The 17,388-nt window shown below is 72.4% G+C and carries 8 protein-coding genes; 3 read left to right on the top strand and 5 right to left on the bottom strand.

Features of this window, described 5'->3' with window-relative positions; genetic code table 11:
* Nucleotides 1–29: 29 nt before the first annotated feature.
* Nucleotides 30–1,964 carry an acyl-CoA dehydrogenase family protein gene (locus ACZ69Q_RS37440; protein WP_471051101.1) on the bottom strand — a complete coding sequence of 645 codons (1,935 nt, stop codon included), beginning with the start codon at nucleotides 1,962–1,964 and terminating at the stop codon, nucleotides 30–32.
* 357 nt (nucleotides 1,965–2,321) lie between these two features.
* Here ACZ69Q_RS37440 and ACZ69Q_RS37445 point away from each other — a divergent pair, with 357 nt between their 5' ends.
* Both ACZ69Q_RS37445 and ACZ69Q_RS37450 read left to right on the top strand, forming a co-directional pair.
* The gene (locus tag ACZ69Q_RS37445; protein ID WP_471051104.1) at nucleotides 2,322–3,338 is read left to right on the top strand and encodes a LacI family DNA-binding transcriptional regulator; all 1,017 of its coding nucleotides are present in this window, start codon (nucleotides 2,322–2,324) and stop codon (nucleotides 3,336–3,338) included.
* A gap of 88 nt (nucleotides 3,339–3,426) precedes the next feature.
* Nucleotides 3,427–5,478 carry a glycoside hydrolase family 31 protein gene (locus ACZ69Q_RS37450; protein WP_471051106.1) on the top strand — a complete coding sequence of 684 codons (2,052 nt, stop codon included), beginning with the start codon at nucleotides 3,427–3,429 and terminating at the stop codon, nucleotides 5,476–5,478.
* A 272-nt stretch (nucleotides 5,479–5,750) separates the two neighbouring features.
* On the opposite strand, the gene ACZ69Q_RS37455 is transcribed toward ACZ69Q_RS37450, so the two are convergent.
* Nucleotides 5,751–7,988: a glycosyl hydrolase family 95 catalytic domain-containing protein gene (locus ACZ69Q_RS37455; protein ID WP_471051110.1), complete on the bottom strand. Its 2,238-nt coding sequence runs from the start codon at nucleotides 7,986–7,988 to the stop codon at nucleotides 5,751–5,753.
* Between the two features lie 610 nt (nucleotides 7,989–8,598).
* On the opposite strand from ACZ69Q_RS37455, the gene ACZ69Q_RS37460 reads away from it, so the two are divergent.
* On the top strand, nucleotides 8,599–11,436 hold the full coding sequence (locus ACZ69Q_RS37460; protein WP_471051113.1) for a glycoside hydrolase family 3 C-terminal domain-containing protein: 2,838 nt from the start codon (nucleotides 8,599–8,601) through the stop codon (nucleotides 11,434–11,436).
* A gap of 136 nt (nucleotides 11,437–11,572) precedes the next feature.
* Here ACZ69Q_RS37460 and ACZ69Q_RS37465 read toward each other — a convergent pair whose 3' ends face one another.
* The 3 genes from ACZ69Q_RS37465 to ACZ69Q_RS37475 form a co-directional block, all read right to left on the bottom strand.
* Complete coding sequence (locus ACZ69Q_RS37465) at nucleotides 11,573–13,018, bottom strand: aldehyde dehydrogenase family protein (RefSeq protein ID WP_471051115.1); 1,446 nt, start codon at nucleotides 13,016–13,018, stop codon at nucleotides 11,573–11,575.
* Between the two features lie 292 nt (nucleotides 13,019–13,310).
* The gene (locus ACZ69Q_RS37470) at nucleotides 13,311–14,987 is read right to left on the bottom strand and encodes a PucR family transcriptional regulator (protein WP_471051118.1); all 1,677 of its coding nucleotides are present in this window, start codon (nucleotides 14,985–14,987) and stop codon (nucleotides 13,311–13,313) included.
* Between the two features lie 145 nt (nucleotides 14,988–15,132).
* Nucleotides 15,133–17,253 carry an ATP-binding protein gene (locus tag ACZ69Q_RS37475; RefSeq protein ID WP_471051121.1) on the bottom strand — a complete coding sequence of 707 codons (2,121 nt, stop codon included), beginning with the start codon at nucleotides 17,251–17,253 and terminating at the stop codon, nucleotides 15,133–15,135.
* Nucleotides 17,254–17,388 lie beyond the last annotated feature (135 nt).

Here is a 17,388-nt window from a genome sequence, read left to right on the forward strand (position 1 = left end):
GCTGCGGGCAGTGACCCCTCACCGTGACGTCACCGGATCGGGCGGTGCACGTTCTCCCGCTCGCTCGGGCCCGGGGTCGCGTCCGCGATCCACACACCGCCGTCGTCCGAGGGGTCGACGATGCCCGATTCCAGCCACTCGTAGGTGCCCGCCATCACACCCTTGACGACCTTGCGGTCCAAGTCGTCGGTGTTGGACCACAGCCGGCCGAAGAGCTCCTCGACGCGCAGCCTGGACTGCCGGCAGAACGCGTCGGCGAGCTGGTAGGCCTCGCGGCCGTGCTCGCCCCGGGCCCGCAGGTGCTCGGCGCGGACACAGGCCGCGCTCATGGCGAACAGTTCGGCGCCGATGTCGACGACCCGGCCCAAAAAGCCCTGCTTGGTCTCCATGCGGCCCTGCCAGCGGGACATGCCGTAGAAGGTGGAGCGGGCCAGCTTGCGGGAGGTGCGTTCGACGTAGCGCAGGTGCGGGGAAAGGTCGACACCGCGCTTGAACTCGCCGTACGAGTACGGCAGTTGGCCCTGTCCGGCGACCAGCTTCGGCAGCCACCTGGCGTAGAAGACGCCGGCGTTCGCGCCCGCCTTGGCCTTGTCCTGGAGGGACTTGTCGGGGTCGATGAGGTCACCGGCGACCGACAGGTGGGCGTCGACGGCCTCGCGGGCGATCAGCAGGTGCATGATCTCCGTCGAGCCCTCGAAGATGCGGTTGATGCGCAGGTCGCGCAGGACCTGCTCGGCGGGGACGCCCCGCTCGCCGCGTGCCCTGAGCGAGTCGGCCGTCTCGAAGCCGCGGCCGCCGCGGATCTGGATGAGCTCGTCGGCCATGAGCCAGGCCATCTCGGAGGCGTACAGCTTGGCGAGGGCGCCTTCGATGCGGATGTCATTGCGGTCCTCGTCGGCCATCTGCGAGGCGAGGTCGGTGACGGCCTCCAGGGCGAAGGTGGTGGCCGCGATGAAGGAGATCTTGGAGCCGACGGCCTCGTGGTGCGCGAGCGGCTTGCCCCACTGCTCGCGCGCCGCCGACCACTCGCGGGCGATCTTCAGGCACCACTTGCCGGCCGCCACGCAGGACGCGGGCAGCGACAGCCGCCCGGTGTTGAGGGTGGTGAGCGCGATCTTCAGGCCGGCGCCCTCGGGGCCGATGCGGTTGGCGGCGGGGACGCGGACCTGGTGGAAGCGGGTGACGCCGTTCTCGATGCCGCGCAGGCCCATGAAGGCGTTGCGGTTCTCGACGGTGATGCCGGGCGAGTTGGTCTCCACGACGAAGGCGGTGATGCCGCCCTTGTGCCCTTCGGACTTCGGCACCCGCGCCATGACGACGAGGAGGTCGGCGACCACTCCGTTGGTCGTCCACAGCTTGACGCCGTCGAGGACGTAGTCGTCCCCGTCGGGTACGGCGGAGGTCGCCAGGCGCGCCGGGTCGGAGCCGACGTCGGGCTCGGTCAGCAGGAAGGCGCTGATGTCGGTGCGGGCGCAGCGCGGCAGGAACTGCTCCTTCTGCTCGGGGGTGCCGAACAGCTTCAGCGGCTGCGGTACGCCGATCGACTGATGGGCGGAGAGCAGGACGCCGATCGCCGGGCTGGCGGAGCCGGCCAGGGTGAGGGCCTTGTTGTAGTAGACCTGGGTGAGGCCGAGCCCGCCGTACTTGGTGTCGATCTTCATGCCGAAGGCGCCGAGCTCCTTGAGGCCGTCGATCACGGCGTCGGGGATGCGGGCCTCGCGTTCGATGAGGGCGCCGTCGACCTTCGTCTCGACGAAGTCGCGCAGCTTGGCGAGGAACTCCTCGCCGCGCTGGGTGGCCTCGTCGGTGGGCATCGGGTGGGGGTGGATGAGGTCGAGGCGGAAGCGGCCGAGGAACAGTTCCTTGGCGAAGCTGGGCTTGCGCCAGTCCTGCTGCCGGGCCTCCTCCGCCACCTGGCGTGCCTCACGCTCAGTGACAGTAGGCTTCGTGGGTGCTGCGGACATGAGGCTCACCTCGCCGCGAATCGGGATCTCGGGCCGTTTTGGTTACCGACGGGTGCTACCCGATCGTATGTACCCGATTACGGGCGCGCCCACCACCCTGCGCGCGTCCGTTCGGCCGATGTTGACGGAGTACGCCCCGGCGTACAGGCGGTGGGCACCCCGGGAACAGGTGCGGTCAGAGGTGTTGCGGCGGCAGGGCCGTCCGGGGGACGGTACACCTGGGAGGAAAGACTATCGAAGCGCTTCGATAACCTATGGACACCCAAGCGCGCCGGAGCTAGTGTCGAACCACCCTCACACCCGCCCATGTTCCCATCGCGCACTGTCGAAGCGCTTCACAAAAACTTGGAGAGCTGGATGGTCACCCTCGCCGAGGTCGCCCAGCACGCCGGAGTCTCGGCGAGCACGGTGAGCTATGTCCTCAGCGGCAAGCGGTCCATCTCCTCGACCACCCGGCTCCGGGTCGAGCAGAGCATCCGCGAGCTCGGCTACCACCCGAACGCGGGTGCCCGTGCCCTGGCCAGCAGCAGGTCGAACATCATCGCGCTGATGATCCCGCTGCGCACCGACATCTATGTGCCGGTAATGATGGAGATCGCCATCGCGGTGGCCACCACGGCCCGCACGCACGGCTACGACGTCCTGCTGCTGACCGGCGAGGAGGGCCCCGACGCCGTGCGCCGCGTCACCGGCAGCGGGCTGGCCGACGCGATGATCCTCATGGACGTCGAGCTGGACGACGAGCGGCTGCCACTGCTGCGCGGCTCGCACCAGCCGTCCGTGCTGATCGGGCTGCCCGCCGACACCGCCGGGCTGACCTGCGTCGACCTCGACTTCAAGGCGACCGGCGCGCTGTGTGTGGAGCATCTGGCGAAGCTGGGGCACCGCGACATCGCTGTCATTGGAGAGGCCCCGGCGGTCTACGAGCGGCACACGGGTTTCGCGGAGCGCACGCTCGACGGACTCAGGCTGCGTTCCCAGGAGTTGGGGATGCGACTGCTGCACCGGCCGTGCGAGGGCGGGTACGACGCCATGGCGGTCACCCTCGCGCGGATCTTCGACGAGCGCCCGAGCACCACGGGGTTCGTCGTGCAGAACGAGTCGGCCGTCGAGCCGCTGTTCGCCCTGCTGCGCCAGCAGGGCCGCGCCGTGCCGGAGGACGTGTCCGTCGTCGCCATCTGCCCCGACCAGGTCGCGACCCAAGCCTCGGTGCGGCTGACGTCGGTCTCCATCCCCGCGCAGGAGATGGGCCGGCATGCCGTGGAACAACTGGTCGCCAAGCTGGACGGGAGCGGAAGCGACGAAGTCGTGCTGATCGCACCCGAGTTGACGGTCCGGGCCAGCACGGGCCCGGCGCCGTCCGCCGCGCACTGATCAGCGCCGCACACCGATCACCGCACCACCGTGCCCCTGCCCGGGCACCGCCATGCCCGCACCCGCCGCCCTCTTCAGGAGCGCCCACGTGGATCAGATCGCCGAAACCCAGCCCCAGCCGGGCACGGTCAGCCTCGCGCAGTCGTCCCCGACCGTCGGCACGTTCCGCGAGCGGGACGGTGCGCTGGAGTGGAGCGGCCGCCAGGAGACCGTGCGCGTCGAGCCGTGGGGCCCGGACGCGGTCCGGGTGCGGGCCCGGCTCGGCGGCCCGGTCCTCGACGCGCTGCCCGGCGCCCTGCTGGAGTCCGCGCCGCCGACCGAGTCGACCGTCAAGATCGAGGACGGTCTGGGGGTCCTGACGGTCGGCGCGCTGACCGTGCGGGTCGACGCCGAGGGGCTGATCCGCTTCCTGCGCACCGCGGACGGCACGGAGATCCTCGCCGAGGAGCGCGCCCACTTCTGGTGGCCGGGCCCGCGCCTGTACACCGCCGTCGGCAACGGCCACCACCGCCTGGAGCAGCGGTTCGCCGCCTACGACGACGAGAAGCTGTACGGCCTCGGCCAGCACCAGCACGGCCGGTTCGACCAGAAGGGCCTGGTCCTGGACCTGGTCCAGCGCAACGCCGAGGTCGGCATCCCGGTGCTCGCCTCCAGCCGGGGCTACACCCTGCTGTGGAACAACCCGGCGATCGGCCGCGTGGAGCTCGCGCACAACGGCACCCGCTGGGTCGCCGACTCCGCCCGCCAGATCGACTACTGGATCACCGCGGGCACCCCGGCAGACGGCCAGCGCCGCTACAGCGCGGTGACCGGCCGTACGCCGATGCTGCCTCAGTGGGCGGCGGGTTTCTGGCAGTGCAAGCTGCGCTACCGCACCCAGGACGAACTCCTCGCCGTGGCACGGGAGTACAAGCGCCGGGGGCTGCCGATCTCCGCGATCGTGTGCGACTTCTTCCACTGGACGCACCTGGGCGAGTGGAAGTTCGACCCGGCCGAGTGGCCGGACCCGGCGGCCATGGTCCGTGAACTGGACGAGCTGGGCATCAAGCTGGTCGTGTCCGTGTGGCCGTCGGTGTCACCGCTGAGCGAGAACCACCCGGTGATGGAGCAGCGCGGCTACTTCATCGGCACCCAGTACGGCCCGATGGCGCACGCGGACTGGCCCGACAAGGAGGTCGCCTCCACCGTCCAGATCGCCTTCTACGACGCCACGAACCCCGAGGCCCGTGAGTTCGTGTGGTCGAGGATCAAGGAGAACTACCTCGACCCGTACGGCATCACGGCCTTCTGGCTGGACGCCTGCGAGCCCGAGCTCAAGCCCGGTTTCCAGGAGAACCTGCGCTACTGGGCGGGCCCCGGCCTGGAGGTCGGCAACAGCTACCCGGCCGAGAACTCCCGCACCTTCCACGAGGGTCTCCTCGCGTCCGGCGAGGACGAGATCATCACCCTCAACCGTTCGGCCTGGGCGGGCAGTCAGCGCTACGGCGCCGCCCTGTGGTCCGGCGACATCGGCACCGACTTCCCGACCCTGCGCCGCCAGATCGCGGCCGGCCTGAACACCGGGCTGTCCGGCATCCCGTGGTGGAACACGGACATCGGCGGCTTCCACGGCGGCGACCCGGACGACCCCGCCTACCGCGAGGTCATGATCCGCTGGTTCCAGTTCGGCGCCCTGTCCCCGCTGATGCGCCTGCACGGCTTCCGCGACCCGGGCATGCCGCTCGGCCCGGAGATGACCGGCGGTCCGAACGAGGTGTGGTCCTACGGCGAGCAGGCCGGCCCGATCCTGGAGAAGTACCTGCGACTGCGCGAACGCCTGAGGCCGTACGTCCTCGACGTCATGCGCGAGGCCCACGACGAGGGTCTGCCGGTGATGCGGCCGCTGTTCCTGGAGTTCCCCGAGGACAAGCTGTCCTGGCAGGTCGCCGACGCGTACCTGTTCGGGTCGGACCTGCTGGTGGCGCCGGTCCTGGAGCCGGGCGCGACGACCTGGACGACGTATCTCCCGGCCGGGGCGCGGTGGACGGACGCCTGGACCGGCGAGACGTACGAGGGCGGGCAGGCCGTCACCGTCGACGCCCCGCTGGACCGCATCCCGCTGTTCCTGCGGGACGGGGCACGGCTGCCGATCGCGCAGTAGCCCGTGCCGAAAGGGGCGGCCGGAAGACCTCCCCGTCCGGCCACCCCTCGGTCTCCTCGGTCAACTCCCGCTCCACGCCGCCCGGCTCGCCGCAGTGGTCGCCCGGCCGAAGGGCACGCGTCCGCGCCACTACGACCTGAGCCGCTCCGGGGTCGAGGCCGACTTCGCGGACCACAACGCGCTGGGGGCCGAGGTCGACCCCGCCTGGGGCGAGACGTGGGCCGGCCGCGGCCGCGGTGACACGTCACTCCAGGGTGGGAGGAGTCGCGGGGTCACCATGCCCCGAGCTCGAGGACGAGGTCTTCTCCGGCGACGAGGTCGAGCGGTCGCGCGGCGCGATCACCGTCGTCGGGCGAGGTTCTCAGTTCGATGCGCAGGGTGCGGGTCGGCTTGAGGACGGCCGTGACCCCGTCGGGGCTCCAGGTCAGATCGAGCCCCGCGCCGAACCGTGTGCGGATGCCGCTGAGCCGTCCTCGCGGGCAGGTCTGCGGGACCGCGGGCAGCAGGACCAGCCGGTCCGGGGTCGACTGCACCAGCATCTCGATCAGTACGGCGGGCAGCGTGTGCGCGGCGTCCGCGTTGTAGACGTGGCGGCGCGGATAGTGGGCGCTCATCAGGGAGGCGTGGAAGAAGTCGCCGTCCAGGACCTGGTCGAGGGCGTGGGCGACCCGCTCGCCGTCCCTGAGACGTGCCGCGATCAGGGCGTGGTGGAGATGACCGTGCGCGGAGTCGTTCTCGGCGCCGCGGAGTTCGAGGGCCCGATGTGCGGCCGCCGCGAGGCCGGGGGTGTCGTACGGGGTGATCTCGTCGAGCGGCCAGACGCCGTAGAGGTGGCTGAGATGCCGGTGGTCGTAGGTGTCCTCCAGGCCGGGCCGGGCCCATTCCGCGAGGGCGCCGTCGGCGTTGACCCGGTGCGGCGGGAGACGGTCGGCGAGGGCGCGCCAGCGCTCGGCCTCGGGGGTGCCCGGATGGTAGCGGGCGGCCGTGCGCAGGGCGTGCCGGGCCGCCGAGAGGTCCATGGCGGCGTTGACGGCGCCCCAGCTCGCGTTCGCCGGGCGGTTCTCGGGAGAGTAGGAGGGGACGACGACGAGATGGCCGTCCTCGTCGGTGCGGGTGAGGAAGTCCTCGTAGAACCGGGCGACTTCGGCGAGGACGGCCGCGGTGCGCGGGTCGCGCTCGCCCCAGGTCTCGTCGTGGTCGACGAGGGGCTTGAGGAGCCAGTCGGCGCCCGCGGTCCACAGGTGCAGGGGGTACTCGCGGCTGAAGTGGTAGATGTGCCCGGACTCCCCGTCGGTGTGGGCGGGCGCCACGACGCCTCGGGTGCCGAAGATCGCGCGGGCGTTGTCGCGCCAGTGGTCCACCTGGCCGTGCACGAGGGCGGCGTGGGCCTCGGTCGCCTCCGGGAGCGCGGCAGCCGCGGCCGAGGCGGTCTGGAGGTTGAGGTTGGCGTCGGTGGTGAACGCGCCCGACCACGCCGTGTCCCAGTCGCCGGTCCACAGGCCGGTGAGGCGGGGCGGCAGCATGCCGGAGGCGGAGAGCAGGTGGTAGCGGCCGGCCGCGAAGAGGCGCTCCAGGAGAGCGGGACTCTTCGTGCGCCGGACCAATTCGGAGCCGGGCAGGGCCCGTTCGCCGTCGTCTCCCCCGAGGTCGAGGCCGGCGCGGAGGTAGGCGGGGCGGTGCAGGGCGGTGTGGCGGGCGAGGAGCGAGGCGTACGGGTCCTCGTCGGCGCCTTCGGGCAGGAGGGCGCGCAGGGCGCGGGCCTCGGCGAGGACGTCCAGCTCGCCGGTGTGACGCCGGACGCGGGTGAGGAGGAGCAGGCGGCTGGCGTTCTCGATCCGGATGCCGGGGAGGGAGGTCTGGGTGAGGCCGCCCGCTCCGCCGGTGACGACGGCGAGGGTGACGCCCGTATAGGCGCGGTCGCTGCCGGGGTAGCGGACGCGGAGGGTGATCAGCGCGCCTTCGGGAGTGAGGACGGCGCTGTGTCCTACCCTCAAGTCGCCTGGAGCGCCCGGGAGTTGGTGGTCCAGCGTGACCCCGGTGGTGAGGCCGGGCTCGGTGACGCGGTGGACGATGACGTCGTCGGCACGGGAGACGAAGGCCTCACTGAGCCAGTCGGCACGCCGGGCGGTGATCACACCCGTGGTGAAGTCGACCCCGCGACGTTGGTCACCCGGCCCCTCGTGGGGGTCCGGCCGCCGCAGCCGTATCTCGAAGGCGGGATGGAACGGCTGCACCCACTGCAACCCCCGCCCGTCGGTGAAGGTCTCGGCGGCGGTGACGTCCCCGGCCAGCAACCGGTCCTGGAGCAGCGGGAGTTCGGCGGCGAGGGCGGGTGGCCGGAGGTGCTCGGAGCCGTTGGGGCGGACCAGGGTGTGATGGTTGACGATGACCCGGTCGACGTTCGGATCACCGAACACCATGATGCCGTGCCGGCCGTTCCCGCTGAGGAAGGCGTCCTCCCAGCGGGCGGCGGGGGCCGGCTCCCAGGTGCCGTGCACCGGGCCGCTCATGCGACGGCCTCCACAAGGACGGCGCTGCTGCTCGGGCCGGACGTACGCATGGACCTACCTCGTATTGAAAGTGGAGAGAGTGGAGACATGTGAGGAGCGGGGGGAACTGCGCGACCGGCCAAGGACGACCCGCGGCCGCCGACCGGCCAACCCACCGCTGTCCGAACCCTCGCACGCGGCGAGGAGCGGCATCCCGCCGGCCACCGCCGCGGTGGCGACCGCCGTGGAGGCGAGAATACTTCTGCGGCTCGGTCCGGAGGAGGCGGAGGCGACGTTCCGCGTCATTGCGTCAACCCTTCGTGGCGCACCTGGACACCCGGCGGTGGGCCGTCGGCTGCGGTGTCGTAAGTGGGACTGGCTGAGCTGAAGCAGTCCTCCGACCATTGGGCGTGATCTACCGTCGAAGCGCTTCGATGTTGCAGTGAGGTTAAGTGAACCCCCGTGGGCACACAAGGGTCGCTCCCGAGATTCCCCCGAACGACAGGAATGGACCTTTCCTCATGCACCGCTTGAAGTAACAGCGCTCATCCCTTGACACTCGCCCCTGCGTCGACTGAGCATCGAAGCGCTTCGAAAGCGCCGAACCGATCCATCGCAAGGGGATCCCCACGTGACCGCACACACCCCGCACACGCCGCCTTTCCGCGATAGGCGACTGCCGTTCGCGAAGCGCATCGACGACCTTCTCTCCCGGCTCACGCTCGACGAGAAGGTCGGATTTCTGCACCAGTTCACACCCGCGGTCGAGCGCCTCGGCGTCGCCGGATTCCGCACCGGCCAGGAGGCACTGCACGGTGTGGCGTGGATGGGCCCGGCCACCGTCTTCCCGCAGGCGGTCGGCCTCGGCGCGACCTGGAACACCGATCTCGTACGACGGGTCGGCGATGCCGTCTCCAAGGAGATCCGCGCCATGCGCGTCCACGACGACCGCGTCGGCCTCAACGTCTGGGCCCCCACCGTCAACCTGCTGCGCCACCCCCTGTGGGGCCGGGGCGAGGAGGGCTACTCCGAGGACCCGAAGCTCACCTCCGCCATCGCCACCGCGTACACCCGCGGCCTGCGCGGCGACCACCCTACGTACTGGCGCACCGCGCCCGTGCTGAAGCACTGGCTGGCGCACAACAACGAGACGGGCCGCGACGTCACGTCCTCCTCGGTCCGCCCGCGCGTCCTGCACGAGTACGACCTGCGCGCCTTCCGAGAGACGGTCGAGGCGGGCGCGACGGCCGGGGTGATGCCGGCGTACAACCTGGTCAACGGCCGCCCCAACCATGTCTCGCCGTATCTGCGGGAGCACCTGCGCGCCTGGACCGACGAGGACCTCCTCGTCTGCTCGGACGCGGGCGCGCCCTCCAACCTGGTCGACTCCGAGCACTACTTCGACACCCACGAGGAGGCCACGGCCGCGGCGCTGCTGGCCGGCGTCGACAGCTTCACCGACCACGGCACCGACAGCTCGCAGATCACCGCACGCGTCCGCGGCGCCCTGGACCGGGGTCTGCTGACCGAGTCGGACCTCGACACGGCCGTCCGCCGTCAGCTCTCGGTCCGCTTCCGGCTCGGCGAGTTCGACCCCGAGGACGACCCGTACGCCCGCACCGGGGAGTTCGACACCCCGGCCCACCGGGCCCTCGCCCAGGAGGCCGCCGAGCAGTCGGTCGTGCTGCTGAAGAACAGCGCGGGCCTGCTGCCGCTCGCGCCCGACACCCGGCTCGCGGTGGTCGGCCTGCTCGCCGACGAGTGCAAGCGCGACTGGTACAGCGGCACGCTCATCCACCGCTCGACGCCGCTGGAGGGCCTGTACGAGCGGTTCGGCGCGCAGCGCGTGGACTTCGCGGAGGGTGTCGACCGCGTCCTGCTGAAGACCTCGGCCGGCGCCTTCCTGCACGTCCCCGAGGCGGATGCCGACGACGAGGTACGCGGCGCCGAGGGCGCCCTCGACCCGGCGCTGCTGGCCGGCCGCACCGACCTGCCCGTGCTGACGGCCGGCCCGGCCGGCACCGAACTCGCGCTCGTGGACTGGGGCGAGGGCGTGCTGACCCTGCGCGCCCCGGACGGCCGCTACCTCTCCGTCGCCGAGGACGGACACGTCCGCGCCTCCGCCGACCAGCCCGGAGGCTGGGTCGTCCAGGAGACGTTCCGCCTGGAACCGCATGCGAACGGACACCTCCTGAGGCACATCGGCACGGGTCACCATGTCTGTGTCGCCGCCGACGGGGTGCGGGTTGCCGAGGCGGACCCGGAAGTTTTCGAGCTGGTCGTCGTCGAGCGCGGCGAGGACGCGGTGGCCAGGGCCGCCGCGCAGGCGGATGTGGTCCTGGTGGTCGCGGGCAACGACCCGCACATCAACGGCCGCGAGACCGAGGACCGTACGACGCTCGCCCTCCCCGCCCACCAGGAGCTCCTGCTGCGCGCCGCCCGCGCCGCCAACCCGAACACGGTCCTGGCGCTGGTGTCGGCCTACCCCTACGCGGTCGACCCGGCCGCCCTCCCGGCGATCCTCTGGACGTCCCACGGCGGCCAGGCGGCCGGCACCGCGCTCGCCCGGGTCCTGGCCGGCGACGTCTCCCCCGCCGGCCGCCTCCCGCAGACCTGGTACGCCGACGACGCCGACCTGCCCGACCTCCTCGACTACGACGTGATCGGCGGCCGCCAGACCTACCTGTACTTCGAGGGGACCCCGCTGTTCCCGTTCGGCCACGGCCTGTCGTACGCGGCCTTCTCCTACGCCGACCTCACCACGCGTACGGCGGACGGCTCGCTGCACGTCTCCTTCACGGTCACGAACACCGGCGACGTGACGGCCGACGAGGTGGCCCAGGTCTACGCCCGTGCCGTGGATCCGACGGTGCCGCGCCCGCGCCGCGAGCTGCTGGCGCACAGCAGGGTGCGGCTGGAGCCGGGCGGGCGCGCGGAGCTGGCCTTCGAAGTCCCCTTGTCCGCCTTCGACTTCTGGGACGTGGCGCGGGGCGGATGGCGCCGCGAGCCGGCCTCGTACGAGGTGCTGGCCGGCGCCTCCAGTGAGGACATCCGCCTGCGCACGACGGTGGTCCTCGACGGCGAGCCCGCCACACCGCGTCCCGTCCTCCGGCACGGCCTCGCGGCGGCCGACTTCGACGAGCAGAGCGGCATCGCGATCGTCGACCGCACGAAGTCCTCGGGCGACGCGGTGACGGCGGCCGAGGGCAAGTCGGGCGAACTTGCCTACCGTGACTGCGACTTCGGCGACGGCGCCACCGAGGTGTCGGTGACGGTGTCGGGCGAGGGCACGGTCGAGGTGTCGCTGGACGGCGGCCCGGCGTCGGCCGTGCTGACGTCGGAGGCGTCCGGGTCCGGCCCGTACGACTACAGGACGCTCACCGCCGAGATCGCCGCGAAGGGCGTCCGCGACGTCCGCATCGGACTGCGCGGCCCGCTGCGGCTCGCGCACGTCGGCTTCTCCGGTTGAGGGTCCGGACCAGGCCGACGCATGGAAGGGGCCCGGCACCGGAAGGCATCGGTGCCGGGCCCCTTCTTCATCCCGGGATACGGAAGCACTCTACCTGAAAACGATTGTCACAAGCCAGAGTGGATCCCGAACCTGCTCAGAGAGCGATGCCGGTGAGGACCATCACGCGCTCGTAGGTGTAGTCGTCCATCGCGAACTTCACGCCCTCACGGCCGACGCCGGACTGCTTGGCACCGCCGTACGGCATCTGGTCGGCGCGGTAGGAGGGGACGTCTCCGACGACGACACCGCCGACCTCCAGCGCCCGGTGGGCACGGAAGGCGGTCTGCAGGTCGTGGGTGAACACACCCGCCTGGAGGCCGTACTTGGATTCGTTGACGGCGGCGAAGGCGGCGGCCTCCCCGTCGACCTTGTGCACGGTGAGGACGGGCCCGAAGACCTCCTCGCAGGCGATCGTGACGTCGGCCGGCACGTCGGTGAGGACGGTCGGCGCGTAGGAGGCACCGTCGCGCTTGCCGCCGGTGAGGAGCCCGGCCCCGGCGGCGACCGCCTCGTCCACCCACGTCTCGACGCGCTTGGCGGCGTCCTCGCTGACCAGCGGGCCGACGTCGGTCGCGTCGTCGTTCGGGTCACCGGTGACCTGGGCCTCGACGGCGGCGACGATGCGCGGCAGCAGCCGGTCGTACACGGAGGCGTCCGCGATCACCCGCTGCACGGAGATGCAGGACTGGCCGCCCTGGTAGTTGGAGAAGGTCGCGATGCGGGTCGCGGCCCAGTCGAGGTCCTCGTCGGAGGCGAAGTCGGCGAGCACGACCGCCGCGCCGTTGCCGCCCAGCTCCAGGGTGCAGTGCTTGCGCGGAACCGAGTCCATGATCGCGTAGCCGACCTTCTCGGAGCCCGTGAAGGAGATGACCGGCAGGCGCTCGTCCTGGACCAGGGCGGGCATACGGTCGTTCGGCACCGGGAGGATGCTCCAGGAGCCGGCCGGCAGCTCGGTCTCGGCGAGGAGGTCACCGATGATCAGGCCGGACAGCGGAGTGGCCGGGGCGGGCTTGAGGATGATCGGCGCACCGGCGGCGATGGCCGGGGCGATCTTGTGGGCGCAGAGGTTCAGCGGGAAGTTGAAGGGCGCGATGCCGAGCACGACACCCTTGGGGAAGCGCCGGGTGAAGGCGAGCCGCCCCTGACCGCCGAGGTCGGTGTCGAGCCGCTGGGCCTCGCCGCCGTTGAACCGCCGGGCCTCCTCGGCCGCGAACCGGAACACGGACACGGCACGGCCGACCTCGCCCCGGGCCCACTTCATGGGCTTGCCGTTCTCGGCGGAGATCAGCCGCGCGATCTCCTCGGTGCGCTCGGCGAGGCGCCGGCTGACGTGGTCGAGGGCGGCGGCCCGCACATGGGCCGGGGTCGCGGCGAACTCGTCGCGGACCGCGTACGCGGCGGCCACGGCCTCCTCGATCTGCGCGTCGGTCGGCACGCTGACCTTGCCGACGACCCGCCCGTCCCACGGCGAGGTCACATCGAAGCTGTCCTCGCCGCTGACCTGGCGGCCGGCGAGCCAGAAGGCGTTGGTGGAAGTCATGTCGATTCCCGGCCCTTCCGCGTTGGGGGTGTCCTGTGTGTCGTGGTCCACGGTAGGGGCGTGGGGAGGAAGGAGCGTTTGTCCGGGGTGTAGTGGTGGCGGGGCAGGGTTCGACGGATTGGCACAGCGGGGGAACAGATGGGCGCCGGTCCGCGCATCTCAGCCCGTCCGGCGTTTGAGGATGAGGCCGTTCAGGCCGAAGCGGGGGTCCGGGGGCGGCAGCTCCCGGGGACGGGAAGGGTAGGGGCGGCGGGGGCGAAAAACCGCTGGCCGCGCACACCGGCCCGCCCACCTACTCCGTCGACGTCGCCTTCAGCGCCAGCCAAAGCTCCATCCGCACATCCGCGTCGTCCAGCGAGCGCCCCAGGATCTCCTCCACCCGCCGCATCCGGTACCGCAACGTATGCCGATGCACGCCCAGATCCGCGGCCGCCGCGTCCCACTGGCCGTGCCGGGACAGCCACGCCCGCAGCGAGGCCACCAGATCGCCCCGGCCCGTCGCGTCGTGTTCGTGCAGCGCCCGCAGCAGCCCGTCGGCGAACGCCTTCACCGCGTCGTCTGCGAGCAACGGCAGCACGGACCCCGCGGCGAGCTGCTCGTGCTCCACGAACACCCGCCCCCGGCGCCGGGCCACCGACAGCGCCTGTTCGGCCTGCTTGTACGCCGCCGCGGCGGCGATGGGCCCGGCCGGCGCCGACAGCCCGACGACCAGTTCGTCGTCGATGCCCCCGGGCTGCTCCGATACTGCTCCCACGCGCGCCGACTCCAGCGCCGCCGCGTACTCCGCGCACGCCGAGACCGCCGCACCGCCGTCCGCCGCGAGCACCACCAGGCGCGCGGTCTCACCCTCCCCCTCCGGCACCACCAGCACCGCCTCCCCGGCGCGGGCCGCCGCGGACTCGACGATCTCGGTGAGCGCGCCCAGAGGGTCGCCGTTCGCCTCGGTGGCCGCGGCCAGCACCGCGGCGGACGCCTTGTTCAGCGGCACCCGTGACCCGGAGTCCACGACCCGCGCCGCCGACACCGACGCCGACTCGGCGACGATCATCCGGAAGGGCGCGTCCAGCAGCCCGCCGTACAGGCCCCCGGCCACGGCCCGGGCGTGATCCGGCTGCCCGGCCAGCAGCATGCGCAGCACGGCCGCCCCGATCCGCTGTTCGGCCGCCTGGAGGGACCGCGAGCGCTCGGTCGTCAGGGTCAGCAGGGCGATGGCCGAGTGCACGGCGTAGCGCTCCGCGGTGCCGAGCGCGGTCGCCGTCCCGACGGCCAGGGCCGCCCGGGGCCGCCGGCCGGTGCCCAGGCTGTGCAGTTCGACCCGGTCCTCGTTGTCCGGTCCGCCGACCACGCTCGACGCCGGCGCGGTCCGCTCGCGCAGCCGCTCCACGTCCGCCGTGAGCCGTGCCGCCCGCCGCCCGGCCCACTCGGGCGCGGTCGCCACGACGGCACCGGAGGCGTCGTACAGCGCCGCCCAGCCGTCCACCTGCGAGGCGAGCGCGGACAGCAGCCCTTCCGGGCCGTCGGTCAGGGCCTGCTTGGTCAGCTCCCGCTGGGCCGCGAAGCCCGCCGTCACCGCCCGGTACTGGTCCGCCGCGATGGCCGCCGAAACGGCCTTGCTGATGGCGAGGAAGGGCGTGCGGCGCGGCACCTCCAGCAGCGGAAGGTCCTCCTCCGTCGCCGCGTCGACCAGGGCCTCGGGGATGTCCTCGTAGTTGACGCCGACGGCGAAGCCGAGACCGACCACGCCCGCGCCCACCAGGCGCCGCACATAGCGCCGCATCGACTCGGGGTTCTCGGCGTCCAGCTTCAGCGCGGTGATCAGCAGCAGCTCCCCGCCCTCCATATAGGGGACGGGATCGGTGAGCTCGCTGGCATGCGCCCACCGCACGGGCACGTCCAGGCGGTCCTCGCCCGCCCGCACGGTCAGCTTCAGCGCGGAGTGATGGACGAGCGAGGAGAGCGTGGGGGGCATGGGGCCTTCAAGTCGGTGTGATCTCGGTGATCGTCGGCGGGATCTGTGCGATCTCTGTGATCTTTTGGCCGCCTTGTATGAACGACCTGTGTCGATTCTGCCTCACCGTACGGTCCCCGCGCGGCCTCGTGCCCGGATACCCAGGTCAGCCCCGCAGATCCACCAGCAGCGGCGGCGCGTGCTCGCCCTGAACGCTGGTGAGCGACAGCACCGCGTGCCCGGGCGGCACCCCGTGCGCCAGCTCGGAAGCCGACCACCGCTCCCGCTCGACCTGCCGCACGGTCACCGCCCGCGCGGTCGGCGCCTTGCCGGTGATCACCCGCCGCACCGCGTGCAGCGCCTTGCCGGCCGGGGTCTCGGCGATGATCTGCCGGTCGGTGACGTCCCTCGCCTCGGTCCACTCCTTGCCCCACACGTCGGCGAAGTCCTGCCCGTCCCAGGGGGTGACCCCGGCCAGGGCCATGCGGCACCCGGTGGACCCCAGCAGCGGCCCGCGCAGCGGCCTCGGTACGTCGTCCAGGGTGCGCAGGGTGAGCACCGCGCCCGCGTTGCCCGACCGCAGCCGCTGGATGCCCCGCACGGCCTCCGGCGTCACGACCCCGGTCGCGTCGTCCAGCACCAGGCAGGCGAACAGCGACCGGTCCTCCCGTACCGCGACACTCGCCGTGAACTGCGCGAGCACCAGCCGCGCCAGCATGGGCGAGGCCTCGGCGTGTCCGCGCGCGGGCAGGTCGATACGGACCCGGACGGGGTGGTCGAGGGCCTTCAGCGTGAACGGCCGCGACTGCCCGGAGGTGTCGAAGAACCCGGCGAAGGCCGGCCGGTCGAGCAGCGCCACCCGGTCCGCGAGCACGCCCGCCACATCGCCGGGGTGCCCCAACTGCCGCTCCCGGGCGTCCAGTTCCCGCAGCAGCGACTCCTGCCCGGATCCCTCCAGTGCCGTGCGCAGCGCGCCGAGCGCGCCGGGCGCGCCGTCGAGGAGCTGCCGTAGCTCCGGCACGGACGGGAAGCGGTCGTGAACCGCCCGGAACGGTCCGAGGAGCTGGGCCAGCACGGTCGTGGAGCGGCGGCTGTCACTGCCGGGATGCGGGTCCGCGAGGTCCCCGACGAGCGCCTCGGCGAGCACGGCGGCCGCCTCGTCGGGGTCGCTGGTGCCGCCGTACAGGTCCAGGTCGTAGACCGATTCCGGGTTCCCGATCCGTACGACGACGTCGAAAGCGTCGGCCGGTCCGAGCCCGGTGCCCGCCGCGCCGACCACGACCACGGAGGCCCGCCCGGCCAGCGCGTGCAGGCACAGCGACTCGACGAGGGGACGCACGACGGTGCCCGTCTTGCCGGAGCCGGCCGGCCCGACCGCGAGCAGGGAGGTGCCGAGCAGATCGGGTCCGAGGCCGAGTCCGGTGCCGCGGTAGGCGTAGGGGTTGCGCGGGTCGTCGGCGGTCGTGCCGAGCCGCACCTGGCCGCTGACGAGGTCGTGCCGGGCGACCCGGGCGGACAGGTCGCGCTCTCCGGAGGGGTGCAGACAGGCGGCGGCGCCGTCCTTGAGCACGGCGCCACTGAAGGCCGGCAGGTCGTGCCGGCCGGTGCGCACGCCCTGCCAGGCCCGGGTGATCCGGGCGTAGTCCACGTCACCCATCAGCCCGGACCGCGCATCGGCGGCAAGCCGCTCGGCGGCGTCCACGGCCCCGCCGGCCCGTAGCGCGGGCCAGGACGCGGGGTCCTGCTCGGGGGCGGGCACCCGCTCGGCCACGGGGGCGGCACGACGCCAGGCGGGCGGCCCGAAACGCCGCCAGACCTCGCCCCAGCGGCCGAGGCGGCCGACGGCGAGCATAATGGCGAGGGCGATGAGGGTGTAGTAGCTGTACCAGAGGAAGGCGTTGCCGACGCGGTCGTTGTTCTCGCGCCAGGAGTCCGGGGTGAACAGCTCCAGGGGCAGCACCCACCAGCCGCCCAGATAGCCGTTCCACAGCAGCGACCAGACCAGCCACCCGCACAGGAACGCGATCACCGCCCCGCTCAGCAGTTGTCGCGTCGGGATCTGCTCGGGCTCCTGGTCCGGCCGGGGCACATGCGCGAACCGCCACACGCCGGGTTGTGCCTGAGGTCGCGGCGCCCGCAGCCAGGTCAGGAACGTCGAGCCGTCCGGCCCCGCCCCCGGCGCCCGCGTCGGCCGCGGCGGCACCGCCGGGGCCTCCGGCGGCATCGCCGGACGCGGCACAGGCGTCGCGTGTGTGCCCCGCGCGTCCTGCGTCCCGTCGCTGTCCATCGCCCTTGCCCCCTGACCAGCCGTTCCATCCGTGCCATCCACCATCAGCGAGTCAATCTAACGCCCACACCTGGGGAGTTCACCGCTTACACGGCCGACGGAGCGGACCGAGACGCTCCGGTGATCCTCCGGCAC

Source organism: Streptomyces sp. NPDC036764 (assembly GCF_055609385.1).